At 51.5% G+C, this 23,105-nt stretch carries 23 protein-coding genes, 2 pseudogenes and 1 other annotated feature; of the genes and pseudogenes, 17 read left to right on the top strand and 8 right to left on the bottom strand.

The features are described from left to right. The first annotated feature begins 2 nt into the window (after positions 1 to 2). Positions 3 to 761 (top strand): chitin disaccharide deacetylase, encoded by a 759-nt coding sequence (gene chbG, locus ACLJRU_RS18490; protein WP_000442734.1) that lies wholly within the window; start codon positions 3 to 5, stop codon positions 759 to 761. Positions 762 to 804: 43 nt separating this feature from the next. Here the strand turns inward: chbG and katE are convergent, their stop codons facing one another. Continuing rightward, entirely contained in the window at positions 805 to 3,057 is a 2,253-nt protein-coding gene (gene katE / locus ACLJRU_RS18485) for a catalase HPII (RefSeq protein ID WP_000019105.1), read from the bottom strand. A 364-nt stretch (positions 3,058 to 3,421) separates the two neighbouring features. Here katE and cedA point away from each other — a divergent pair, with 364 nt between their 5' ends. Further along, on the top strand, positions 3,422 to 3,664 hold the full coding sequence (gene cedA / locus ACLJRU_RS18480) for a cell division activator CedA (protein ID WP_000977510.1): 243 nt from the start codon (positions 3,422 to 3,424) through the stop codon (positions 3,662 to 3,664). Between the two features lie 102 nt (positions 3,665 to 3,766). Here the strand turns inward: cedA and tcyP are convergent, their stop codons facing one another. The 3 genes from tcyP to hxpB form a co-directional block, all read right to left on the bottom strand. Continuing rightward, positions 3,767 to 5,158 (bottom strand): cystine/sulfocysteine:cation symporter, encoded by a 1,392-nt coding sequence (gene tcyP, locus ACLJRU_RS18475; protein ID WP_001539876.1) that lies wholly within the window; start codon positions 5,156 to 5,158, stop codon positions 3,767 to 3,769. A 136-nt stretch (positions 5,159 to 5,294) separates the two neighbouring features. Further along, the gene (locus ACLJRU_RS18470) at positions 5,295 to 5,894 is read right to left on the bottom strand and encodes a metal-dependent hydrolase (RefSeq protein WP_000505804.1); all 600 of its coding nucleotides are present in this window, start codon (positions 5,892 to 5,894) and stop codon (positions 5,295 to 5,297) included. Positions 5,895 to 6,031: 137 nt separating this feature from the next. Further along, positions 6,032 to 6,700, bottom strand: coding sequence for a hexitol phosphatase HxpB (gene hxpB / locus ACLJRU_RS18465; protein WP_000106856.1), 669 nt, complete (start codon positions 6,698 to 6,700; stop codon positions 6,032 to 6,034). A gap of 148 nt (positions 6,701 to 6,848) precedes the next feature. On the opposite strand from hxpB, the gene ACLJRU_RS18460 reads away from it, so the two are divergent. Then, positions 6,849 to 7,385: a YniB family protein gene (locus tag ACLJRU_RS18460; RefSeq protein ID WP_000222158.1), complete on the top strand. Its 537-nt coding sequence runs from the start codon at positions 6,849 to 6,851 to the stop codon at positions 7,383 to 7,385. A 42-nt stretch (positions 7,386 to 7,427) separates the two neighbouring features. On the opposite strand, the gene ACLJRU_RS18455 is transcribed toward ACLJRU_RS18460, so the two are convergent. The 3 genes from ACLJRU_RS18455 to pfkB form a co-directional block, all read right to left on the bottom strand. Beyond that, positions 7,428 to 8,288 carry a fructosamine kinase family protein gene (locus tag ACLJRU_RS18455; protein ID WP_000267686.1) on the bottom strand — a complete coding sequence of 287 codons (861 nt, stop codon included), beginning with the start codon at positions 8,286 to 8,288 and terminating at the stop codon, positions 7,428 to 7,430. 106 nt (positions 8,289 to 8,394) lie between these two features. Then, a complete protein-coding gene (ghoS, locus tag ACLJRU_RS18450) occupies positions 8,395 to 8,685 on the bottom strand; it encodes a type V toxin-antitoxin system endoribonuclease antitoxin GhoS (RefSeq protein ID WP_000146133.1) in 291 nt (96 codons plus the stop codon). Positions 8,686 to 8,781: 96 nt separating this feature from the next. Next, positions 8,782 to 9,714: a 6-phosphofructokinase II gene (gene pfkB, locus ACLJRU_RS18445; protein ID WP_000251707.1), complete on the bottom strand. Its 933-nt coding sequence runs from the start codon at positions 9,712 to 9,714 to the stop codon at positions 8,782 to 8,784. Positions 9,715 to 10,002: 288 nt separating this feature from the next. Between pfkB and ACLJRU_RS18440 the strand changes: the two genes are divergently transcribed. Further along, positions 10,003 to 10,761 carry a YdiY family protein gene (locus ACLJRU_RS18440; protein ID WP_000770981.1) on the top strand — a complete coding sequence of 253 codons (759 nt, stop codon included), beginning with the start codon at positions 10,003 to 10,005 and terminating at the stop codon, positions 10,759 to 10,761. A 48-nt stretch (positions 10,762 to 10,809) separates the two neighbouring features. Here ACLJRU_RS18440 and ACLJRU_RS18435 read toward each other — a convergent pair whose 3' ends face one another. Further along, the gene (locus ACLJRU_RS18435; protein WP_023234905.1) at positions 10,810 to 11,769 is read right to left on the bottom strand and encodes a lipid A deacylase LpxR family protein; all 960 of its coding nucleotides are present in this window, start codon (positions 11,767 to 11,769) and stop codon (positions 10,810 to 10,812) included. Positions 11,770 to 11,911: 142 nt separating this feature from the next. On the opposite strand from ACLJRU_RS18435, the pseudogene ACLJRU_RS18430 reads away from it, so the two are divergent. The 13 genes and pseudogenes from ACLJRU_RS18430 (at position 11,912) to btuD (ending at position 23,077) form a co-directional block, all read left to right on the top strand. Further along, positions 11,912 to 12,201: pseudogene (locus ACLJRU_RS18430) on the top strand (hypothetical protein). A 20-nt stretch (positions 12,202 to 12,221) separates the two neighbouring features. Then, positions 12,222 to 13,076 (top strand): annotated as a pseudogene (locus ACLJRU_RS18425) (DNA/RNA non-specific endonuclease). Between the two features lie 259 nt (positions 13,077 to 13,335). Beyond that, positions 13,336 to 15,264, top strand: coding sequence for a threonine--tRNA ligase (gene thrS / locus ACLJRU_RS18420; RefSeq protein WP_001144215.1), 1,929 nt, complete (start codon positions 13,336 to 13,338; stop codon positions 15,262 to 15,264). Between the two features lie 3 nt (positions 15,265 to 15,267). Further along, a complete protein-coding gene (infC, locus tag ACLJRU_RS18415) occupies positions 15,268 to 15,810 on the top strand; it encodes a translation initiation factor IF-3 (protein WP_001574431.1) in 543 nt (180 codons plus the stop codon). Between the two features lie 95 nt (positions 15,811 to 15,905). Continuing rightward, the gene (gene rpmI / locus ACLJRU_RS18410; RefSeq protein WP_001124225.1) at positions 15,906 to 16,103 is read left to right on the top strand and encodes a 50S ribosomal protein L35; all 198 of its coding nucleotides are present in this window, start codon (positions 15,906 to 15,908) and stop codon (positions 16,101 to 16,103) included. A 50-nt stretch (positions 16,104 to 16,153) separates the two neighbouring features. Next, positions 16,154 to 16,510 (top strand): 50S ribosomal protein L20, encoded by a 357-nt coding sequence (rplT, locus tag ACLJRU_RS18405; RefSeq protein ID WP_000124850.1) that lies wholly within the window; start codon positions 16,154 to 16,156, stop codon positions 16,508 to 16,510. Between the two features lie 115 nt (positions 16,511 to 16,625). Next, positions 16,626 to 16,749 (top strand) — a sequence feature (Phe leader region). Then, a complete protein-coding gene (gene pheM, locus ACLJRU_RS18400) occupies positions 16,631 to 16,675 on the top strand; it encodes a pheST operon leader peptide PheM (protein WP_001386830.1) in 45 nt (14 codons plus the stop codon). Its footprint overlaps the feature before it by 45 nt. Positions 16,750 to 16,811: 62 nt before the next feature. Next, positions 16,812 to 17,795 (top strand): phenylalanine--tRNA ligase subunit alpha, encoded by a 984-nt coding sequence (gene pheS, locus ACLJRU_RS18395; protein ID WP_001539878.1) that lies wholly within the window; start codon positions 16,812 to 16,814, stop codon positions 17,793 to 17,795. Between the two features lie 15 nt (positions 17,796 to 17,810). Further along, complete coding sequence (gene pheT, locus ACLJRU_RS18390) at positions 17,811 to 20,198, top strand: phenylalanine--tRNA ligase subunit beta (RefSeq protein ID WP_023234907.1); 2,388 nt, start codon at positions 17,811 to 17,813, stop codon at positions 20,196 to 20,198. A gap of 4 nt (positions 20,199 to 20,202) precedes the next feature. Beyond that, complete coding sequence (ihfA, locus tag ACLJRU_RS18385; RefSeq protein ID WP_001229266.1) at positions 20,203 to 20,502, top strand: integration host factor subunit alpha; 300 nt, start codon at positions 20,203 to 20,205, stop codon at positions 20,500 to 20,502. A 202-nt stretch (positions 20,503 to 20,704) separates the two neighbouring features. Continuing rightward, a complete protein-coding gene (gene btuC / locus ACLJRU_RS18380) occupies positions 20,705 to 21,685 on the top strand; it encodes a vitamin B12 ABC transporter permease BtuC (RefSeq protein ID WP_000954987.1) in 981 nt (326 codons plus the stop codon). Positions 21,686 to 21,776: 91 nt separating this feature from the next. After that, positions 21,777 to 22,328 carry a glutathione peroxidase gene (locus ACLJRU_RS18375; protein ID WP_001539881.1) on the top strand — a complete coding sequence of 184 codons (552 nt, stop codon included), beginning with the start codon at positions 21,777 to 21,779 and terminating at the stop codon, positions 22,326 to 22,328. Continuing rightward, the gene (btuD, locus tag ACLJRU_RS18370) at positions 22,328 to 23,077 is read left to right on the top strand and encodes a vitamin B12 ABC transporter ATP-binding protein BtuD (protein ID WP_000080607.1); all 750 of its coding nucleotides are present in this window, start codon (positions 22,328 to 22,330) and stop codon (positions 23,075 to 23,077) included. The genes ACLJRU_RS18375 and btuD overlap by 1 nt, the downstream gene beginning before the upstream one ends. The last annotated feature ends 28 nt before the right edge of the window (positions 23,078 to 23,105 follow it).

Genomic DNA, 23,105 nt, shown 5'->3' with positions numbered 1-23,105 from the left:
CTATGGAACGCGTGTTGATTGTGAATGCCGATGATTTTGGCCTGAGTAAAGGGCAAAATTACGGCATTGTTGAAGCATATCGCAACGGCGTTGTGACCTCCACGACGGCGCTGGTCAATGGCGAGGCTATTGACCATGCGGCGCAGCTTAGCCGCGAGCTGCCTGCGCTTGGGGTGGGAATGCATTTTGTTTTGACGTTAGGCAAACCGGTGTCAGAGATGCCGGGCCTGACGCGAGACGGCCTGTTGGGGAAATGGATCTGGCAAATGGCGGAGGAGGATACGCTTCCGCTGGATGAAATTGCGCATGAACTGGCGTGTCAGTATCAGCGTTTCATCGACGTATTTGGCCGCGAGCCAACGCATCTCGACAGTCACCATCATGTGCATATGTTCCCGCAAATTTTCCCCATCGTCGCCCGCTTTGCGGCGCAGCGCGGGATTGCGTTACGTATTGACCGCCAGACGGTGTTGAATGCAGACGATCTGCCGTCGGATTTGCGCAGCACTCAAGGATTTAGTAGTGAATTTTACGGCGAGGAGATCACCGAAGCGTGCTTTTTACGCATTCTGGATGCCTCGACGCATCGAGGAGAAGCCTCTCTGGAGGTGATGTGTCATCCGGCGTTTGTGGACAACATTATTCGCCAGAGCGCCTATTGTTACCCCCGCTTAACTGAACTGGAGGTTTTGACGTCTGCGTCACTCAAGGCAGCGATTGCGGAACGTGGATATCGTCCTGGCAGTTTTCTTGATATTTAGCTCCTGAGTTTGCGGCGCAGGAATGCGCCGCATTTTTTGCCGTTTATGCAGGAATCGCGTTAATTTTCCCCGCACGCGACCAGACACGGTGTGCCGCCATCAGCGTCAGCAGAGTGTCCATAAAGTGGTGGTCAACGTTATCTGCCTCAACAAGTCCTTCTTCCCCCTGGCTATCAATGTTTAAAAGCGCCTTAAACCGTCGGGCGTCGCCTGCCAGTGCGATGGGCTTCAGATGTTTGTAGGCTTCCAGAAGGTAGTAACGGGCATCGCCGCAACTCTCGATATCGGCAATATTGCCGCACGGTACTATTACCGCATCGACCGTTAGCGACGGCGCGCCGGCAAAGGTTGCCGCAATAGTTAATGTTGAACCGTCATCAGCCGTTACTTCACCCATCCGTGAATAGAGCAGTTTTGCGTGGACGCCTTTGGCTTTTAAAGCCTGCAAAATGGTCAACAGTTCGGCGGCGTTAACCTTGTCGTTCAGCAGGATAGCGACCACGCGGCCTTTAACATCGCCGTCCGGCACCGCATACAGGCTGAGCGCTGGATCTTTTTTCAGACCGTTGACATCAGGAGGCGGGGCAATTTGCGTTTGCTCATGGGTGAGTGCAAAACCGAGATTATGCGCGACGCCCTGAGCCAGCGTGACATCAATATGCGCTAACTGATCGACCACCCGCTCCCGAATATACGCGCGGGCGACTTTACCCAGCTCAAAGCTGAACGCGTCAATAATATGCTGCTGTTCTATCGGCGTCTGACTGAGCCAGAACAGGCGAGGATGCGAGTAATATTCACCGAAAGAGGGGCTGCGTTCGCGGATTTTATTGCCATCCACGCGTTCCTGGTATGATTCGAAGCCGCCGCGTTTTGGCGCTGGCGGCGTTTCGCGTGGCCAGTTGTCATTAATGGAGTTTGGTTCATAGTTCGCCGGATTGGTGTCGATATCCATCCGGTGCATACCGTCACGCTGGAAGTTATGGTAGGGGCAGGTAGGGCGGTTAATCGGAATTTCGTGGAAGTTTGGCCCGCCCAGACGACTGATTTGCGTGTCGGTATAAGAGAACAGACGCCCCTGTAACAGCGGATCGTTGGTAAAATCAATGCCGGGAACAATATGCCCTGGATGAAATGCCGCCTGTTCGTTTTCAGCGAAAAAGTTATCCGGATTACGGTTTAACACCATTTTGCCGACGCGTTGTACTGGCACCAACTCTTCCGGAATCAGTTTGGTCGGATCGAGCAGATCAAAATCGAATTTAAATTCATCCTCTTCGGCAATGAGTTGTAGGCCCAGCTCGTATTCCGGAAAATCGCCCGCTTCGATGGCCTCCCACAGATCCCGGCGGTGAAAATCCGGATCGCGACCGGTCAGTTTTTGTGACTCATCCCATACCAGCGAGGCTTTACCTGCCAACGGTTTCCAGTGGAAACGGACAAAGGTCGCTTTCCCTTGTGCATTGATCAGACGGAAGGTGTGAATGCCGAACCCTTCCATCGTCCGATAACTGCGTGGAATACCGCGATCCGACATTGCCCACATGACGTTGTGCAGCGTCTCAGGCTGTAAGGAAACATAGTCCCAGAAGGTGTCGTGCGCGCTCTGCCCTTGCGGAATAGCCCAATGTGGTTCGGGCTTAACGGCGTGCACAAAATCCGGAAACTTATGCGCATCCTGGATAAAAAAGATCGGCGTGTTATTACCGACGAGATCGAAAATTCCCTCTTCGGTATAAAATTTGGTCGCAAAACCGCGGATATCACGTACGGTATCAGCAGACCCCGCGCCGCCCTGTACTGTCGAAAAGCGAACAAAGACCGGGGTAATTTTCTGTGGATCGCACAGAAACGCGGCTTTCGTGATGTCGCTCAGGTCTTTATATGGCTGGAAATAGCCGTGCGCTGCAGATCCGCGGGCGTGAACGATCCTCTCCGGGATACGCTCATGGTCAAAGTGGGTAATTTTCTCGCGCAGGATAAAATCTTCCAACAGCGTAGGGCCACGGCTGCCGGCGCGAAGAGAATTTTGATCGTCGGCGATGCGCACGCCCTGATTGGTGGTCAGCGCATAATTTTCGCTGCCTTTACGAAAGGCGTCGAGGGCAGTGAGCTTATCATTCGCGGTCTCGGGCGCTTTTAAGCTGCCGGGGGCCGTCGGTTGCGCGCCCGGCGGCGTCGGTTCTGGCGTGGGGCGATGTGAACCGTCTGACGGCGCCAGGGAGTCCAGGCCGGGCTGTGATTCACGGGTATCATGCACGGGGGACTGATGGGGGGATTTCTCATTATGCGACATTGAACTCGTCTCCTGCTTTCATCACTGAAATGGGCGTGGTAGTAGTCAAAATCACTCTAACTATAGAACATTTCAGCAATTATGCCGGGGGAGAGCGGAACGGCAGACAAGGCTCAATAGGGAAATCGCACGCGCGGAACAGGACGTCGGGGGCGAAGATCGGCTAAAATAGTGTTTTTCTGATTTTTAGCCTTAGAGCCTATCCCAGTAGGCGTTATTGGCGCAGCCAGTTTGGACACGGACAGCGCGCAAAAACCGGAGCGTACACGTAGTACGTGAGGATTTTGAGCACTGCCCAGGACCAAAATGGCAAGTAAAATAGCCCTAATGGGATAGGCTCTTAGCCTCTTTTAGTGAAGCATTAATGATGAAACCTCTTCGCCAGCAAAATCGCCAGATTATTAGCTATATTCCGCGTGTTGAACCCGCGCCGCCGGAACATGCGATAAAAATGGATACGTTTCGCGACGTCTGGATACTGCGCGGTAAATATGTTGCCTTTGTTCTGACGGGGGAGTCATTTCAACGGTCGCCCGCCTTTAGCGTGCCAGAGTCGGCGCAACGTTGGGCGAATCAGGTTCGCCAGGAAAACGAAATCGCTGACTAAGAAAAAAACAAAACGCCGGTACTGGAGACCGGCGTTTTTAGTGACAGACATTTTGAGTTGCCGATCGTCATGTCTCAGACGATGTGAACTCCCGATAATGTATTATCGATGCGCCAGTTCAGCGTCTTCTTCGCTATCGAGAATGGTTTTATCGGTCTGCTTCAGCCACTGGCTGGTCAGCGTACCAGCGGTCATTGAGCCACTCACGTTCAGTGCGGTACGGCCCATATCAATCAACGGTTCGACGGAGATTAACAGCGCGACCAGCGTGACCGGTAAGCCCATGGCAGGCAGCACAATCAGCGCGGCGAAGGTCGCGCCGCCGCCAACGCCGGCAACACCCGCCGAACTTACAGTAACGATACCCACCAGCGTGGCTATCCATACGGGGTCTAAGGGGTTGATGCCGACCGTCGGCGCAACCATTACCGCCAACATCGCAGGATAAAGACCGGCACAACCGTTTTGGCCGATGGTCGCGCCAAAAGAGGCAGCAAAGCTGGCGATGGACTCCGGCACGCCCAGGCGGCGGGTTTGCGCTTCGACATTAAGTGGAATGGAGGCGGCGCTGGAGCGGCTGGTAAAGGCAAATGTCAGCACCGGCCACACCTTGCGGAAATATTTCAGCGGGCTAATCCCGTTCACGCCCAATAGTATGCCGTGAACCACAAACATTATCGCCAGACCAAGATATGACGCTACCACGAAGCTTCCAAGCTTAATGATGTCCTGCAGATTAGAGCCGGCAACCACTTTCGTCATCAGCGCCAGTACGCCGTAAGGCGTAAGTTGCATTACCAGACGCACCAGCTTCATCACCCAGCTTTGCAGGGTATCGATAGCAACAAGCACACGCTCGCCTTTTGGCGCATCATCTTTCAGCAGTTTAAGCGCGGCCACGCCCAGGAATGCGGCGAAAATCACCACGCTGATAATAGACGTAGGATTTGCGCCAGTCAGATCCGCAAACGGATTTTTCGGTACAAAAGACAGCACCAGTTGCGGCACGCTGAGATCGGCCACTTTGCCGACATAGCTCGTCTCAATGGCATTCAGACGCGCGGTTTCCGCGCCGCCCTGAACCAGACCTTCCGCCGTCAGTCCGAACAGATTGGTGACCAGCACGCTCACCAGCGCTGCGATAAGGGTAGTAAACAGCAGCGTGCCGATAGTCAGAAAACTGATTTTCCCCAATTGAGAGGCGTTATGCAGTCGTGCCACGGCGCTTAAAATAGAGGCGAATACCAGCGGCATCACAATCATTTGTAGCAATTGCACATAGCCGTTGTCGACAATATTGAACCACTGAATGGAGTCTTTTAACACCTGACTGTCAGCGCCATAAATGGTGTGCAGGGCCAGACCAAAGACCACGCCCATCACAAGGCCGACAAGCACTTTTTTAGCCAGACTCCACTGTTTATGACGGGCCTGCGCCAGTACAAACAGCAGAATGACGAACACCGCAATGTTCGCAATTAATGGAAAATTCATCCCCGTTCTCCTGATTTTTTTATTATGAAGCGCTGTGTTTTAGCGATTCTGTTCGCGCAAGATTAGCAGAACTGTGAGCTGGCTCTTATATTCAAATGGAATGGTTTATACCAAAAATGACTTTGGCGTTGATTTACTAATCAATCTGGTGATTTATAAAACGATTGAACTGCATTTGCAGGATAGTGATCATCTGCGAAGACCAGCGTATGACGTTGTTTTCCGGCATGGACTGCGGCATCCACACCGCCCAGGCAAACAACGCCATACATAAAAATCGCTCCAGTTGATTGCCTTTGCGCGGCGCCAGAATAGGCAGGCGGAAACGCCAGCGGCACGGCCACAGTAAGGGAACGCCTGCGGGGGTGAGCATATCCGCGACGATATGGCTTAAATAGCCAAGTACCATGCCTTGCAGCGCATCCGCCGGGATAATCCACGTATCCGGTACCTTGAGATAAAAGGTCGCCAGTAGGGCAAAGACCGCCAGCAGACTATGGGTAAACCCCCGGTGACCGAACGCGCGGGCGATCGGTTTCGATACCCATTTCAGGCGCTGACCAAGAAAAGATTTGGGGTGGTCGATATCCGGCAGCAGACAGGTCAAAATAGCCGAAGGAATAATATGCCACCAGTCGCCGTGCGCAAGGACGGGCGTTAACTCGGCATTCTTGGCGAAAACCGCGCTGGCTATAGAAAAAAGAAGATGTCCTTCCGCCGTCATGATAAAACCCATTAAACTGTCAATTCATACAGTATAGGGTTTTTATACAGTAGGCGGAAGTGGTGACGTTGTAACTCTTTGTCTCTGTCAAAGCCGCTTGCCGTCTGGCTCAGCGGCTAATTGCCCGTTGACTTTGTTTCGGAAACATCTTAACCGAGTAGATGCGCCGCCGTCAGCTCTGTCAGTGAGTTAAGTTTGACATTCGCCAGCGCAAAGCGCGGATCAGGCTGGTTTTCTTCTGCTGGCACCACAATGGCGCGCATTCGCGCCGCCTTTGCCGCGATTAGACCATTCACCGAATCCTCCAGCGCCACGCAGGTTAATGGATCAACACCTAATTTGGCCGCACAATCCAGATAGACCTGCGGGTGCGGTTTGCTGTAGGGCAATTTTTCTGCAGAAGCCAGCGCGTCAAAACTGTCGCGCAGTTCGAACATGGTGAGCACTTTTTCCAGCATATGCAGCGGCGATGCCGAGGCAAGCCCCACTAATAGTCCCTGCGCTTTACACAGCGCCACAGCTTCGCGCACACCCGGCAAAAGAGGGCGTGTCTCTTCGATAAGCGTAATCGCGCGGGCAATAACACGGTTTGTCACTTCCTGGCGATCGGGGCCGCTCCACGGTTGCTGCGCAAACCAGAGATCGACAACCATATCAATGCGTAGCCCAAGCGTGTCTGGCAGCTCATGGCGCCGAGTAATATCTACGCCTAAACTTGCCATCACGTCCAGTTCAGCGCGATCCCAGAGCGGTTCGGAATCGATCAGTAGTCCATCCATATCGAAAATTGCAGCAAGAATTTGACGTGGGGTTGACATCACAACCTCTCCTGTTGAGATTAAAAAATAACTAATTAAGCGTTCATTATGACCATGTTCTTAGTATATCGCCCTTAAAGATCAGGCGAAAACGGGAATCAACAGGTAGACTTAGGCCAAAACGACGCGTCTTTATCAAGGGGAACTCATGACGTATCAACAAGCTGGACGCATTGCAATCCTAAAAAGAGTTGTTGGGTGGGTTATTTTTATTCCGGCACTGCTTTCCACGCTCATCTCAGTCCTTAAATTTATGTATGCGCACAGTGAAAAGCAGGAGGGGATAAATGCGGTAATGCTGGATTTTACCCACGTAATGATAGACATGATGCGCGTGAATACGCCGTTTCTGAATGTTTTTTGGTACAACTCGCCGACGCCGAATTTTCAGGGAAGCCTGAATATCGGTTTCTGGCTCATTTTTATTCTGATTTTTGTCGGGCTGGCGATGCAGGATTCCGGCGCCAGAATGAGCCGCCAGTCACGTTTTTTGCGTGAAGGCGTGGAAGATCAGTTGATTCTGGAAAAAGCAAAAGGCGCGGAAGGGCTAACGCGTGAGCAGATAGAGTCACGTATCGTGGTGCCGCACCATACCATCTTTTTACAGTTTTTCCCGCTCTATATTTTGCCGGTCATTATTATCGTGCTCGGCTACTTTTTCTTTTCCTTGTTAGGCTTCATGTAAACTGAAAAATGCCGGATAGCCCGTATCCGGCATGGGCTGTACCTATACCGCAAGCAGCCGATCCATCGCTTTTTGCGCAGTAGCCAGGTGCTGACCGCCAAACAGCCTTGCCCGATTAAGCAGGGTGTAGAGCTGGTAAATCGGCTGCCTGTCGAGAAAATCCAGCGGTAGCGGCGAAACGGACTGATAGCCGTCATAAATCTGCGGTGGCTGATCGGTATGCAGCGGCAGCATCGCCAGATCGCATTCTCTGTCGCCCCAATAGCAGGCTGGATCGAAGATATAGGGGCCGTCAGGGCCAAGCGCGCAGTTCGCCGACCATAGATCGCCATGCAAAAGAGAAGGCTGCGGTTGATGCGACGCCAGACGTTGCTGAACATGTTCAACAATGGCGTCAATATTACCAAAGGTAATGCCTTTTTCCGCGGCGAGTTCAAGCTGCCAGCCAATGCGCTGTTCGGCGAAAAAAGTCGACCAACGGCGTTGCCAGGTATTCGGCTGCGGTGTGGTAGAGAGCGCGTTATCAAAATCGAGGCCGAATTGAGGTTGATCGCTCCATTGGTGCAGGCGCGCCAGCTGTTGCCCAAGAATAAACGCATTATGGGCATCCAGCGGGCGGGGCGAGAGGTAGTCCATGACTAAAAAGCTGTAATCCCGATCCGAACCTACCGCCCATACCTTAGGCACAACAACGGTTTTACTGCGGGAGAGCAGCTCCAGCTGATCGGCTTCAGCGGTAAAACCGCGAAGCATTTCTCGTTCATCGCACTTTACGAAAAAATCATGGCCTGCATAACGTAAATGCCATGCGGCATGAACTTCTCCGCCTGGCAGTTCATTACGCAGTTCGATTTCGCCTTCACCGACTTGCTCGCTTAAAAGACGACTGATAGCTTGCCACATAATGTCTCTCCCCACGTTGTCTGCCAGATCATAAGGTTAGCGCAAAAATGCGGTTAAAAAATACGAACTAACGCACATCACGGACGCGCCGCGGCGGGAATGGCACTTATTGTGCGTTTTTACTCCACGCCTCCCAGGTCGCCACGGTAATGTCGACATCCTTATCTAACGCGCTTTTCGCAAGTCCGGCGACAAGCGCTTTGATTTCATCAGCGCTCTGAGCGCTAACAAAGCCAAACGTATTGGTGCCGAGCTCATGCACATTCCCTTCATCGTCCGTTAATGTCAGCAAAAAACCGCTACGCGTCAGATGGTTATTGAGTTCGTTAATCTCGGTCAGGGAATCTTCATGGAAGGTTACGGTAATAACATAACGGGTAATATCGCCACTGGCCATCGTTCACCTCGTTGGGAGCAACTGTGTTTTTAACAGCGGCGGATGCGCCGCCCGTTAACCGATTTTCCGGTATCCCCCTCGCCGAGGGGGATACGATTATTGCGCGGAAAGATAGGCGTATATTTTTTGGGTATCGTCACGGGAACACAGACGCGTACCTTGATTGAGCGTAGCGGCGCTGCCTGCCGCCACACCAAAGCGCACCATCTCTTCCAGCGACGCGTCTTGCGCCAGTTTTAACGTCATCGCGCCCACCATACTGTCGCCTGCGCCGACAGTACTTTGACTTTTCACCGGGGGAGGAACAACCTGGATGCAATTCTCACTGTCTATGCCCAGCGCCCCTTGCGGCCCCAGAGAGACCACTACCCGGCGAGCCTTGCCGCTTTGCACTAATTCCTGGGCCGCTTTACGCACATCATCAGGCTGCGTCAGATCGCGATTAACCAACGCGCTCAATTCTTTCAGGTTAGGTTTCACCAGTTCGATATCGCCAAGCGCCAGCGCGGCGGTGAGCGCGTCGCCAGAGCTATCAATAATGCAGCGAATGCCTTGCTTCTGCGCGGCGGAAATCAGTTGCGTGAGTTTCTCGACCTTAACGCCGGGCGGAAGGCTGCCGCTGATAACCAGAATTGCCCCGGATTCAATTTCCAGTACCTGTTCTTCAAGCTGGCGAAATTCGTCATCGTCCAGCGTGGCGCCGGGCATAACAAAACGATATTGTTCGCCGCTGGACTCGACGTGGACGTGCAGGTTCTGACGCGTCCAGTCCTTCGCATCGACGGTAGACACGGGGACATTTTCGTCAGCCAGTAGTGCGACCAGATGTTCGCCGGTAGCGCCGCCTGCCGGGAAAATGGCGGTCGCGGTGCCGCCAAGATGCGCAATGGCGCGAGCGACATTAATACCCCCGCCGCCGGGTTCGAATACCGGCGCGGAGCACCGCAGTTTACCTTCGGGATAAATTTGCGGCGTGATTGTTGCGCTATCGAGAGAGGGCGCAAGCGTCAACGTATAGATACGTACCATCGTTACCTCCTGTTAGGCTGATTTCAGTCTGGCACTTAATCCCCGGAAAGTGAAGGAATTAACAATATGATTTTCCGGATCTTTATTTAAAGAAGTACGATGTAAAGTTATATAAATAAATGAATGCTTCGGGAGGGTTCTTATTCAAAAAATGAAATAGTAATTGATTGCTATGTTATTCGGGGCTTCTTATAATTCGCTACCTTTCCAGGGGCGTTTGTCATTGATCCCTATGAAAGTTTCCGGGACCGTCGTGGTCTCTTTTTTAGTTGTACGGACTCTATATAAATGAAGCTTTTGAAGGCAGTACCCGCTGTAGTTATGCTGGCGGGTGGCGTGTTCGCGTCTCTGTATGCCGCCGCCGATGATTCCGTTTTTACTGTCATGGATGATCCCTCCACCGCGAAAAAACCTTTTGAAGGTAATCTGAATGCGGGCTACCTTGCTCAGTCAGGCAATACTAAAAGTTCTTCCTTAACGGCTGACACGGCGATGACCTGGTATGGACAACGTACCGCCTGGTCATTATGGGGCAATGCCAGCAATACCTCCTCTAATGATGAACGCTCTTCAGAAAAATATGCGGTAGGCGCGCGTAACCGTTTTAATATGACGGATTATGATTATACCTTTGGCCAGGCCAGTTGGCTGACAGACCGTTTCAACGGTTATCGTCAGCGCGACGTACTGACCGCCGGTTACGGGCGGCAGTTCCTTAATGGTCCAGTGCACAGCTTCCGTTTTGAATTCGGTCCAGGGGTTCGCTATGACGAACATACGGACGATACCACTGAAACGCAGCCGTTGGGTTATGCTTCCGGTAGCTATGCCTGGCAGTTAACTGACAATGCTAAGTTTACACAGGGGGTGTCAGTATTTGGCGCAGAAGACACCACACTAAATTCGGAAACAGCCCTCAATGTCGCCATTAACGAACATTTTGGTCTAAAGGTGGGGTATAATTTAACGTGGAACTCGCAGCCGCCTGAATCAGCGCCTGAACATACCGATCGCCGCACTACGGTAACGCTGGGCTATAAGATGTAATATTGCGCCGGGTTACGTTACGTAACCCGGTTATTCCGTGGTGACGCCTCAGAAGAAGAAGGTGATGTCGCCGTTGATATAAGAATAGTCGTCTCCGGTGCGAAATTCCGACGTGACTTTGTTTAAAGAAAGAGAAAATGCGACGGGAGAATAGCCGATAGTAGCACCGACGCGATATTCATCCACGGTTTTATTAATATCCACCGTTTCCATTTTTGTTTGCAGCGTTTTCCCCTGTAACGTGTAGTTTTTATCAACTTCCCTGTGCTCAACGCCAGCAAATACCTTATAGATCAATCCCTCTTTTTGAGTGTGTATTAACCCTCGGCGGGACAGTAACCCAAACCCATTATCAGAGTTGAAGGTCTTATCATTTCCCAGCGCAACGGTTGCGCCGTACCCTAAATACTGGAAGAGATTGCCGCCGACAGCAGAGACTTCTGGATAGAAGCCCACATTGACACCCAGAATATCAATAGCTGGCGTAAGGGAGACCATTCCTTTTGCCGTATAACCATAACGGTTTTCAATTTGATCCTGCCAGGCAGGGTATTTTTCTGCGCCTATTATTCGATGCGCCCGATTCTGAACCTCCTGACCACCTGCGTCAGGACCAATAACACCGATATCGGTACCTAAACGATAACGTAACCAATTGGTGGCTAATGAATTCCACTCCAGTCCGGTATGAAGAAAGGCGCTGAACGCGCGGTCGCCTTTGACGGCTTCAGGCTTTCTCTTATTGGCGCCTGATGGAGAATAAATATCTTGCGCGATATGAAAAGAGAGTTGACTGGCGTCAGTGAGATCGTGGCTGTAGCCTAAAAAGAGCCCGGCAGTATAATCACCCCGGTCTGCAGCCGGGTGCCCATAAAGGGCATTTAAGGATGGTTGAAATATACCTGCATCATCATTCGCCACTGAAATAGCAAGGCTACTGGCATTGGCCATTGTGGTCGTACTGAGTATGGCGGCAATCATCGTTGCGCAATAGCTGTATTTGTTCACTTTTTACCCCTGAATATGAAAGTGAATACTCTTATTTTTACAAAGTAATAAGCACAGCCGCATGATGCGCAGTGCTTATTGAATCTTTAAATATAACTAAACTCCTGCCAGCAGCGAGTCATTGAGAGGATACGTTGCCTTAATGTTGAAAAATGGTGTTAAAAAACACGCGCCAGATATTATTGAATATCCATTTTTCATTCGCTATCTGAGTGCGAGAAATTATTGGCTTCACGATTATGCATATAATACGATGTTTTTTGGTATCAATATGAATATCACGTTGTATTCTTTTGAGCTCATTTTCTATGATGTCTTCGATGTTTATCTGTTATTAATTTTTACCGTGATAGTGTTGTCTTTAATGACGAGCGCATCTAACGGCTGGTAGGGTAATATAACAAATTATTGCCATCTGAATTATTAGGGTAGTTATTATTAAGGAAGAAAAAGTGAATAAAACCATTAATCTGCTAAAATTACTGCCCGTAGTATTATTAAGCGCATGTACTACATCGTATCCTCCCCAGGATATAATATCGGCACCCGAGTTACCCCATCGTAACGTACTCGTTCAGCAACCTGATAACTGTAGCGTTGGCTGTCCTCAAGGAGGAAGTCAACAAACAATCTATCGCCATGTCTATACGCTCAATAATAATAGCGCCACGAAATTTGCCAACTGGGTTGCCTATAGTGTGACAAAAACCAGCCAGGCAAGCGGTCGTCCGCGGAACTGGGCGCAGGACCCCGATTTACCGCCCTCGGATACGTTGGCCCCTTCGGCCTATAAAAATGCCCATACGCTATTAAAAGTCGACAGGGGACACTAGGCCCCGTTGGCAGGATTGGGCGGCGTATCGGACTGGCCGTCGTTAAATTATTTATCGAATATTACGCCGCAGAAATCCGCCCTGAATCAGGGAGCATGGGCTGCACTGGAAAACCGGGTGCGCGAACTTGCCAAACAGGCTGATGTATCTGTAGTGCACGTAGTGACCGGCCCCCTTTTTGAGCGGCATATCGCCACATTGCCAGAAGATGCGACGGTAGAAATTCCCAGCGGGTACTGGAAGGTTTTATTCACCGGAACGGCGCCGTCAAAAAGTGAAGGAAATTACGCTGCGTTTATTATGGATCAGAATACACCCCGTTCGGCGAATTTTTGCGACTATCAGGTTACCGTGGAGGCTATCGAACATAAAACGAAGCCAGTGCTGACGCTGTGGTCTGCCTTGCCTGAAGCGGTAGCCAGCGAGGTGAAAACGACAAAGGGGAGTCTGCCGCAGAAGTTAGGTTGTCGATGAGAAGCGCTATACGGCGCGTAGAAAGATAACGGAGAAATCCTGTCAAGGCTCTTGATTTGCTACAGAGTGATGCAATCTCCCTTTTTTTAGTGTTACCATCGTCATGCCGGACGAAAATAGCGATTTTCGTTTGTGTCGAAGGTTGTGCGCCAATTTAGCAATGGTTGGCTAGATGGATACACAACTCACTGTCAATAAATTCATTTTCTCTTTGTATGTGATCTTGCGTATGGGTCACCACTGCAAATAAGGATATTACATGCCTGTTATTACTCTTCCTGATGGCAGCCAACGCCATTATGACCACCCTGTAAGCCCGATGGATGTTGCTCTGGACATTGGTCCTGGCCTGGCGAAAGCCACCATTGCGGGCCGTGTGAATGGCGAGCTGGTTGATGCTTGCGATCTGATTGAAAATGATGCGACGCTTGCCATCATCACCGCAAAAGATGAAGAGGGTCTGGAGATCATTCGTCACTCTTGCGCGCATCTGTTAGGTCACGCAATCAAGCAACTTTGGCCGCACACGAAAATGGCGATCGGCCCGGTTGTCGACAACGGTTTTTACTATGACGTTGATCTTGACCGCACGCTAACTCAGGAAGATGTCGAAGCGCTCGAAAAGCGGATGCATGAGCTCGCCGAGAAAAATTACGACGTTATCAAGAAAAAGGTGAGCTGGCATGACGCGCGCGAAACCTTCGTGAAGCGCGGCGAGACTTACAAAGTCGCTATTCTTGATGAAAATATCGCCCATGATGATAAGCCAGGCTTGTACCATCATGAAGAATATGTCGACATGTGTCGTGGTCCGCACGTGCCGAATATGCGTTTCTGCCATCACTTTAAACTGATGAAAACTGCTGGCGCATACTGGCGCGGTGACAGCAATAATAAGATGCTGCAGCGTATTTACGGTACGGCATGGGCAGATAAAAAAGCCCTGAACGCTTATCTGCAGCGCCTGGAAGAGGCCGCAAAACGCGACCACCGTAAAATTGGTAAGCAGCTCGACCTGTATCATATGCAGGAAGAAGCGCCGGGCATGGTGTTCTGGCATAACGACGGCTGGACTATCTTCCGCGAGCTGGAGGTCTTTGTTCGTTCTAAACTCAAAGAGTACCAGTATCAAGAAGTTAAAGGCCCGTTCATGATGGACCGTGTGCTGTGGGAAAAAACCGGGCACTGGGACAACTATAAAGATGCGATGTTCACCACATCCTCAGAAAACCGCGAATATTGCATCAAGCCGATGAACTGCCCGGGCCACGTTCAGATCTTTAACCAGGGTCTGAAATCCTATCGTGATTTGCCGCTGCGTATGGCGGAATTCGGTAGCTGCCACCGTAACGAGCCATCAGGCGCGCTGCATGGTCTGATGCGCGTACGCGGCTTTACGCAGGATGATGCGCATATCTTCTGCACCGAAGAGCAGATCCGCGATGAAGTTAACGCTTGTATTCGTATGGTCTACGATATGTACAGCACCTTTGGCTTCGAGAAGATCGTCGTCAAGCTTTCCACTCGTCCTGACAAGCGTATCGGCAGCGATGAGATGTGGGATCGTGCTGAGGCGGATCTGGCGGTTGCGCTGGAAGAAAATAATATCCCGTTTGAGTATCAACTGGGTGAAGGCGCATTCTACGGTCCGAAAATTGAATTTACCTTATATGACTGCCTCGATCGTGCATGGCAGTGCGGTACAGTACAGCTGGACTTCTCCTTACCGTCTCGTCTGAGCGCCTCCTATGTAGGCGAAGACAACGAGCGTAAGGTGCCGGTAATGATTCACCGTGCGATTCTTGGGTCGATGGAGCGCTTCATCGGTATCCTGACCGAAGAGTTCGCTGGTTTCTTCCCGACATGGCTCGCGCCTGTTCAGGTAGTCGTGATGAATATTACCGATTCGCAGTCTGAATACGTTAACGAATTGACGCAGAAACTACAAAATGCGGGCATTCGTGTAAAAGCAGACTTGAGAAATGAGAAGATTGGCTTTAAAATCCGCGAGCACACTTTACGTCGTGTCCCTTATATGTTGGTCTGTGGTGATAAAGAGGTGGAAGCAGGCAAAGTTGCCGTTCGCACCCGCCGCGGTAAAGACCTGGGCAGTCTGGACGTAAATGACGTGATTGAGAAGCTGCAACAAGAGATTCGCAGCCGCAGTCTTCAACAACTGGAGGAATAAAGTATTAAAGGCGGAAAACGAGTTCAAACGGCGCGTCCGAATCGTATTAATAGCGAAATTCGCGCGCAAGAAGTTCGCTTAACAGGTCTGGAAGGCGAGCAGCTTGGTATTGTGAGTCTGAGAGAAGCTCTGGAAAAAGCTGAAGAAGCCGGAGTAGACTTAGTCGAAATCAGCCCTAACGCCGAGCCGCCGGTTTGTCGTATAATGGATTACGGTAAATTCCTCTATGAAAAGAGTAAGTCTTCTAAGGAACAGAAGAAAAAGCAAAAAGTTATCCAGGTGAAGGAAATTAAATTCCGTCCTGGGACAGATGAAGGCGACTATCAGGTAAAACTCCGCAGCCTGATTCGCTTTCTCGAAGAGGGCGATAAGGCCAAAATCACGCTGCGTTTCCGCGGTCGTGAAATGGCCCACCAGCAAATCGGTATGGAAGTGCTTAATCGCGTGAAAGACGATTTGCAAGAACTGGCAGTGGTCGAATCCTTCCCAACGAAGATCGAAGGCCGTCAGATGATCATGGTGCTTGCTCCTAAGAAGAAACAGTAAGGCCTTCAAGTAACAATTCTGTGAAGCCTTCGGGCTTCACAGGTTTTGTTCGCCTATGTTTCGTTTATTAACAATGCGAAGTGGAAGTTATTAAAATGCCAAAAATTAAGACCGTACGCGGTGCTGCTAAGCGCTTCAAAAAAACCGGTAAAGGTGGTTTTAAGCACAAGCACGCTAACCTGCGTCACATTCTGACCAAAAAAGCGACTAAACGTAAACGTCACCTGCGTCCGAAAGCCATGGTTTCTAAAGGCGATCTGGGCCTGGTTATCGCGTGCCTGCCGTACGCATAAGCCGTTAACGTTTTTAACTTTTTAATTAGAATAGATACAGGAGAGCACATATGGCTCGCGTAAAACGTGGTGTAATTGCACGCGCACGTCACAAGAAAATTTTGAAACAAGCCAAAGGCTACTACGGTGCGCGTTCTCGCGTATACCGCGTTGCCTTCCAGGCAGTTATCAAAGCTGGTCAGTATGCTTACCGTGACCGTCGTCAACGTAAGCGTCAGTTCCGTCAACTGTGGATTGCGCGTATCAACGCAGCAGCACGTCAGAACGGTATTTCTTACAGCAAATTCATCAACGGCCTGAAAAAAGCCTCTGTTGAAATCGACCGTAAGATCCTGGCTGATATCGCCGTATTCGACAAAGTCGCGTTCACCGCGCTGGTTGAAAAAGCGAAAGCAGCTCTGGCATAAGCCAGTGAAAAGAGGGAGGCTGGCTCCCTCTCTTTTATTTACTGTTCAGTGAGTTGACAATTGACCTGTAACCCTTTTCAATAAAGGATATTCGGTTTTACCACATAAGGTAACGCAAGCATGAACGCTGCTATTTTCCGTTTCTTTTTTTACTTTAGCACCTGATTCCAGGAGGCTAGCGCGTGAAAAACGAAACGAAAAACAGCGCAAAAAAGCCTCCTGATGGAGGCTTTTTTTGTATCTGAAATCGAGAGATTACGTCCAATGAACCGGTGTCTTCACCGACACAATGAGGAAAACCATGTCACATCTCGCAGAGCTGGTTGCCAATGCAGCGGCCGCCATTAACCAGGCGTCAGATGTTGCCGCGTTAGACAATGTACGCGTCGAATATTTGGGCAAGAAAGGGCATTTAACCCTTCAGATGATGACCCTACGCGATCTGCCGCCGGAAGAGCGTCCGGCAGCCGGGGCAGTCATTAACGCCGCGAAAGAGCAGGTACAACAGGCGCTTAACGCGCGTAAAGCCGAGCTGGAAAGCGCAGCGCTTAACGCCCGTCTGGCCGCTGAAACCATCGATATCTCCCTGCCGGGGCGCCGTATTGAGAACGGCGGTCTGCATCCGGTCACGCGTACCATTGACCGTATTGAAAGTTTCTTCGGCGAGCTTGGTTTTACCGTTGCGACTGGCCCGGAAATTGAAGATGACTACCATAACTTCGATGCGTTAAACATTCCGGGTCATCACCCGGCCCGCGCCGATCATGATACCTTCTGGTTTGACGCGACCCGTCTGCTGCGTACCCAGACGTCTGGCGTCCAGATCCGGACGATGAAAGCGCAGCAACCGCCGATCCGTATTATTGCGCCGGGCCGTGTATACCGTAATGACTACGACCAGACGCATACTCCGATGTTCCATCAGATGGAAGGTCTGATTGTTGATACCAACATCAGCTTCACCAACCTCAAAGGTACGCTGCACGACTTCCTGCGTAATTTCTTTGAGGAGGATCTGCAGATTCGCTTCCGTCCTTCTTATTTTCCGTTCACCGAACCTTCTGCGGAAGTGGATGTGATGGGTAAAAACGGCAAATGGCTGGAAGTGCTGGGCTGCGGGATGGTGCATCCGAATGTGCTGCGTAATGTCGGTATCGATCCGGAAATCTATTCTGGCTTCGCTTTTGGTATGGGGATGGAACGTCTGACCATGTTGCGTTACGGCGTCACCGACCTGCGTTCATTCTTCGAAAACGATCTGCGTTTCCTCAAACAGTTTAAATAAAGGCAGGATAAAACAATGAAATTCAGCGAACTGTGGTTACGCGAGTGGGTTAACCCGGCAATTGATAGCGATGCGTTGGCTAACCAGATTACGATGGCTGGCCTGGAAGTAGACGGCGTTGAGCCGGTCGCGGGAAGCTTCAATGGCGTTGTGGTTGGGGAAGTGGTTGAGTGCGCCCAGCATCCGAACGCTGACAAATTGCGTGTAACGAAAGTCAACGTCGGCGGAGAACGCCTGTTGGATATCGTCTGCGGCGCGCCAAACTGTCGTCAGGGGTTGAAAGTAGCGGTGGCCACCATTGGCGCTATTCTGCCGGGCGATTTCAAAATTAAAGCGGCGAAACTGCGTGGCGAACCGTCTGAAGGAATGCTGTGCTCCTTCTCCGAACTGGGGATTTCCGACGATCACAGCGGCATTATCGAACTGCCGGCGGATGCGCCGCTGGGTACCGATATCCGTGAATACCTGAAGCTTGACGACAATACCATCGAAATTAGCGTCACGCCGAACCGTGCGGATTGCTTAGGTATCATCGGCGTTGCGCGTGATGTGGCGGTACTGAACAAAGCGCCGCTCCAGGAGCTTGAAATGGCGCCGGTTACGGCAACCATCAGCGATACGCTGCCGATTACGGTAGAGGCTGCTGATGCGTGTCCACGCTATCTTGGCCGGGTGGTAAAAGGCATCAATGTTAACGCGCCGACGCCGCTGTGGATGAAAGAGAAACTGCGTCGCTGCGGTATTCGCTCCATCGATGCGGTGGTTGACGTCACGAACTATGTGTTGCTCGAACTGGGTCAGCCAATGCATGCTTTCGATAAAGATCGCATTGATGGCGGTATTGTCGTGCGGATGGCAAAAGAGGGTGAAACCGTCGTCCTGCTGGACGGTAGCGAAGCGACGTTAAATGCGGACACGCTGGTGATCGCCGATCACCATAAGGCGCTGGGGATAGCCGGTATTTTTGGCGGCGAACATTCCGGCGTGAACGGCGAAACGCAAAATGTGCTGCTGGAGTGTGCGTACTTTAATCCGCTGTCTATCACCGGTCGCGCTCGCCGCCACGGTCTGCATACCGATGCGTCTCACCGCTACGAGCGCGGGGTGGACCCAGCGCTGCAATATAAAGCGATAGAGCGCGCTACTCGTCTGCTTCTTGATATCTGTGGCGGTGATGCGGGTCCGATAATTGATGTGAGCAACGAAGCAACGTTGCCGAAACGCGCCACCATTACGCTGCGTCGCAGTAAACTGGATCGCCTGATCGGGCATCATATTGCGGATGAGCAGGTCAGTGATATTCTGCGTCGTCTGGGCTGTGAAGTGACCGAAGGGCAGGACGAGTGGAAAGCCGTAGCGCCGACCTGGCGTTTCGATATGGAAATTGAAGAAGATCTGGTGGAAGAGGTTGCCCGCGTTTACGGCTATAACAATATTCCGGACGAGCCAATCCAGGCCGGTTTAATCATGGGGACGCACCGTGAAGCCGATCTGTCGTTGAAGCGGGTTAAAACCATGCTGAACGACAAAGGCTATCAGGAAGTGATTACCTATAGCTTTGTCGATCCTAAAGTACAACAGCTCATCCATCCAGGCGCAGAAGCGCTGCTGCTGCCAAACCCTATCTCCGTTGAGATGTCGGCGATGCGTCTGTCTCTGTGGAGCGGATTGTTGGCGACGGTGGTCTATAACCAAAACCGTCAGCAGAATCGCGTGCGTATTTTTGAAACCGGTTTACGTTTCGTTCCGGATACACAAGCCAATCTGGGTATTCGACAGGATCTGATGCTGGCTGGCGTGATTTGCGGTAACCGCTATGATGAGCACTGGAACCTGGCAAAAGAGACCGTTGATTTCTATGATTTGAAAGGCGATCTGGAAGCAGTATTGGATTTAACCGGCAAACTGGGTGATATCCAGTTTAAGGCGGAGATGAATCCGGCTCTGCATCCGGGACAGTCTGCGGCGATTTATCTGAAAGATGAACGTATTGGTTTTATTGGGGTTGTTCACCCTGAACTGGAACGTAAACTGGATCTGAATGGTCGTACGTTGGTGTTTGAACTGGAATGGAATAAGCTCGCAGACCGTATCGTGCCGCAGGCGCGGGAGATTTCACGCTTCCCGGCCAACCGTCGCGATATTGCGGTTGTTGTTGCAGAAAACGTTCCCGCAGCGGATATTTTATCCGAATGTAAGAAAGTTGGCGTAAATCAGGTAGTTGGCGTAAACTTATTTGACGTGTACCGCGGTAAGGGTGTTGCGGAGGGTTATAAGAGCCTCGCTATCAGCCTGATCCTTCAGGATACCAACCGTACACTCGAAGAAGAGGAGATTGCCGCTACCGTCGCCAAATGTGTAGAGGCATTAAAAGAGCGATTCCAGGCATCATTGAGGGATTGAACCTATGGCGCTTACAAAAGCTGAAATGTCAGAATATCTGTTTGATAAGCTTGGGCTTAGCAAGCGGGATGCCAAAGAACTGGTTGAACTGTTTTTCGAAGAGATCCGTCGTGCTCTGGAAAACGGTGAGCAGGTGAAACTCTCTGGTTTTGGTAACTTCGATCTGCGTGATAAAAATCAACGTCCGGGGCGTAACCCGAAAACGGGTGAAGATATTCCTATTACAGCACGGCGCGTGGTGACCTTCAGACCCGGGCAGAAGTTAAAGAGCCGGGTCGAAAACGCTTCGCCCAAAGAAGAGTAATCAGATCCAGGCATAACATCCATCAGGGTGTATTGCGGCAGATACGCTGCCATCCCGAAAGTAGATCAGCGGGATGACAGCGTATCTGTCAGCCTGAAAGATGACCCGTATAACTAAAAAGGCCGCATTGCGGCCTTTTTTCTTTCAAGTAAAGGATACCCACCGTAAAATCACGCTACCTCTTTTCAGCTGAATGGATAACATGCTGACTTTTGCCCGCCAACAACAGCGACGAAACGTTCGCTGGCTTCTGAGCCTGTCACTGCTGGTGCTACTGGCTACACTTCTGAGCTTATGCGCAGGCGAACAGTGGATTGCCCCCGGTGACTGGTTAAGCGCCCGGGGGGAACTGTTTGTCTGGCAAATTCGCCTTCCCCGCACGCTTGCGGTATTGCTGGTTGGCGCTGCGCTGGCGCTATCTGGCGCCGTGATGCAGGCGCTGTTTGAAAACCCACTTACTGAACCGGGTCTGCTCGGCGTTTCGAATGGGGCCGGTGTTGGGCTTATTGCCGCCGTCTTACTGGGGCAGGGGCAACTGCCAGGATGGGCGCTGGGACTGTGCGCTATAGCCGGCGCGCTCATTATTACGTTAATCCTGCTGCGTTTTGCGCGTCGCCATCTCTCTACCAGCCGCTTGTTGTTGGCGGGCGTCGCGCTGGGCATTATCTGTAGCGCGCTGATGACATGGGCTATCTATTTTTCCACCTCTTTCGATCTGCGGCAATTAATGTACTGGATGATGGGAGGATTTGGCGGCGTTGACTGGCAGCAGAGCTGGCTAATGATTGCGCTCATCCCGGTACTGATCTGGATATGTTGCCAGTCGCAACCGCTGAATATGCTGGCGCTAGGGGAAACCTCGGCGCGGCAGCTTGGCCTGCCGCTGTGGTTCTGGCGCAATTTGTTGGTCATCGCCACCGGCTGGATGGTGGGCGTCAGCGTGGCGATGGCGGGGGCGATTGGTTTTATCGGTCTGGTTATTCCGCACATCCTGCGCTTATGTGGTTTAACCGATCACCGGGTTTTACTTCCCGGCTGCGCGCTGGCCGGGGCTATCGCCCTGCTATTGGCTGATGTGGTCGCCCGACTGGCGCTGGCGTCGGCTGAACTGCCTATCGGGGTGGTCACCGCCACATTGGGGGCACCAGTGTTTATCTGGCTGCTACTCAAATCCGCGCGTTAGCGCATCGGTAAACAACTGCTTTCATCATTCGCAGTCTATGATTAAAGGCTAACGATGAAACTCGCTATTCTACCGACATCAGGGAGACACCATGCAAAACTCGCTTCTTAATACTCACGTTACGACGATTGATGGAGAGGTCACTACACTTGAAAAATACGCCGGAAAAGTGCTGCTCATTGTAAACGTCGCCTCCAGATGTGGCCTGACGCCGCAATATGAACAGTTGGAAAATATCCAGAAGGCGTGGGCAGATCAGGGGTTTGTCGTGTTGGGTTTTCCCTGCAACCAGTTTATGGGGCAGGAGCCAGGCAGCGAAGAGGAGATTAAAACCTATTGTGCCAGCACCAGGGGCGTCACGTTCCCGATGTTCAGTAAAATTGATGTGAATGGCGACGCGCGCCATCCGCTGTATCAAAAACTGATAGCCGCTGCGCCAACGGCAGTCGCGCCGGAGAAGAGCGGCTTTTACGAACGGATGGTAAGCAAAGGGCGTACGCCACTCTATCCGGATGATATTCTGTGGAATTTTGAAAAATTTTTGGTAGGCCGGGATGGTCAGGTGGTACAGCGTTTTTCGCCGGATATGACGCCTGAAGATCCTATTGTGATGGAAAGCATAAAAATCGCGTTGGCAAAATAATGTCTCAATTGATGCAATTAAAGGATGTCGCCGAGAGCACCCGCCTGGGGCCGCTTTCCGGCGAAGTAAGCGCAGGAGAGATCCTTCATCTTGTCGGGCCGAACGGTGCCGGGAAAAGCACGCTACTGGCGCGTATGGCGGGGTTAACCTCCGGCGAGGGGAGCATCAGGTTTGGCGGAGCGCCGCTGGAGGCATGGGCGACGGCAACGCTTGCTCAACACCGCGCTTATCTTGCGCAACAGCAAAATCCGCCGTTCGCTATGCCGGTCTGGCATTACCTGACATTGCATCAACCTGATAAAACGCGAACCGGGCAGCTTAACGAGGTGGCCGATATGCTTGGATTGGGCGACAAACTGGGGCGAAGCGTGAATCAGCTTTCCGGTGGCGAGTGGCAGCGAGTTCGCCTTGCTGCCGTTGTACTACAAATTCATCCCGACGCTAATCCGGTCGGTCAATTACTGCTGCTTGATGAGCCGATGAACAGTCTCGATGTTGCGCAACAAAACGCTCTGGATCGGGTATTACATCATTTATGTCAGGCAGGAATTGCGATTGTGATGAGTAGCCATGATCTGAACCACACGCTGCGCCATGCGCATAAAGCCTGGTTACTAAAGCGCGGTAAACTCATTGCCTGCGGCCGCCGGGAAGAGGTGCTCACCCCCTCTTATCTGGCGCAAGCCTACGGTCTGCGCTTTCGACGACTCGACGTCGAGGGGCATCCAATGCTCATTTCGGCCACTTAAGTAAAATCGTTTCTTGAAAAGCAGGTAA

The sequence above is a fragment of the Salmonella sp. SAL00653 genome, from assembly GCF_046552515.1.
In the GTDB taxonomy this organism is placed as follows: Bacteria; Pseudomonadota; Gammaproteobacteria; order Enterobacterales; family Enterobacteriaceae; genus Salmonella; species Salmonella enterica.
This window is presented reverse-complemented; position numbering and strand designations above follow the sequence as displayed.

What these genes read in the sequence shown, in the direction of transcription:
- chbG (WP_000442734.1), top strand. Translation starts at nt 3, where the DNA reads ATGGAACGCGTGTTGATTGTGAATGCCGATGATTTTGGCCTGAGTAAA.
- katE (WP_000019105.1), bottom strand. Translation starts at nt 3,057, where the DNA reads ATGTCGCATAATGAGAAATCCCCCCATCAGTCCCCCGTGCATGATACC.
- cedA (WP_000977510.1), top strand. Translation starts at nt 3,422, where the DNA reads ATGATGAAACCTCTTCGCCAGCAAAATCGCCAGATTATTAGCTATATT.
- tcyP (WP_001539876.1), bottom strand. Translation starts at nt 5,158, where the DNA reads ATGAATTTTCCATTAATTGCGAACATTGCGGTGTTCGTCATTCTGCTG.
- ACLJRU_RS18470 (WP_000505804.1), bottom strand. Translation starts at nt 5,894, where the DNA reads ATGGGTTTTATCATGACGGCGGAAGGACATCTTCTTTTTTCTATAGCC.
- hxpB (WP_000106856.1), bottom strand. Translation starts at nt 6,700, where the DNA reads ATGTCAACCCCACGTCAAATTCTTGCTGCAATTTTCGATATGGATGGA.
- ACLJRU_RS18460 (WP_000222158.1), top strand. Translation starts at nt 6,849, where the DNA reads ATGACGTATCAACAAGCTGGACGCATTGCAATCCTAAAAAGAGTTGTT.
- ACLJRU_RS18455 (WP_000267686.1), bottom strand. Translation starts at nt 8,288, where the DNA reads ATGTGGCAAGCTATCAGTCGTCTTTTAAGCGAGCAAGTCGGTGAAGGC.
- ghoS (WP_000146133.1), bottom strand. Translation starts at nt 8,685, where the DNA reads ATGGCCAGTGGCGATATTACCCGTTATGTTATTACCGTAACCTTCCAT.
- pfkB (WP_000251707.1), bottom strand. Translation starts at nt 9,714, where the DNA reads ATGGTACGTATCTATACGTTGACGCTTGCGCCCTCTCTCGATAGCGCA.
- ACLJRU_RS18440 (WP_000770981.1), top strand. Translation starts at nt 10,003, where the DNA reads ATGAAGCTTTTGAAGGCAGTACCCGCTGTAGTTATGCTGGCGGGTGGC.
- thrS (WP_001144215.1), top strand. Translation starts at nt 13,336, where the DNA reads ATGCCTGTTATTACTCTTCCTGATGGCAGCCAACGCCATTATGACCAC.
- rpmI (WP_001124225.1), top strand. Translation starts at nt 15,906, where the DNA reads ATGCCAAAAATTAAGACCGTACGCGGTGCTGCTAAGCGCTTCAAAAAA.
- rplT (WP_000124850.1), top strand. Translation starts at nt 16,154, where the DNA reads ATGGCTCGCGTAAAACGTGGTGTAATTGCACGCGCACGTCACAAGAAA.
- pheS (WP_001539878.1), top strand. Translation starts at nt 16,812, where the DNA reads ATGTCACATCTCGCAGAGCTGGTTGCCAATGCAGCGGCCGCCATTAAC.
- pheT (WP_023234907.1), top strand. Translation starts at nt 17,811, where the DNA reads ATGAAATTCAGCGAACTGTGGTTACGCGAGTGGGTTAACCCGGCAATT.
- ihfA (WP_001229266.1), top strand. Translation starts at nt 20,203, where the DNA reads ATGGCGCTTACAAAAGCTGAAATGTCAGAATATCTGTTTGATAAGCTT.
- btuC (WP_000954987.1), top strand. Translation starts at nt 20,705, where the DNA reads ATGCTGACTTTTGCCCGCCAACAACAGCGACGAAACGTTCGCTGGCTT.
- ACLJRU_RS18375 (WP_001539881.1), top strand. Translation starts at nt 21,777, where the DNA reads ATGCAAAACTCGCTTCTTAATACTCACGTTACGACGATTGATGGAGAG.
- btuD (WP_000080607.1), top strand. Translation starts at nt 22,328, where the DNA reads ATGTCTCAATTGATGCAATTAAAGGATGTCGCCGAGAGCACCCGCCTG.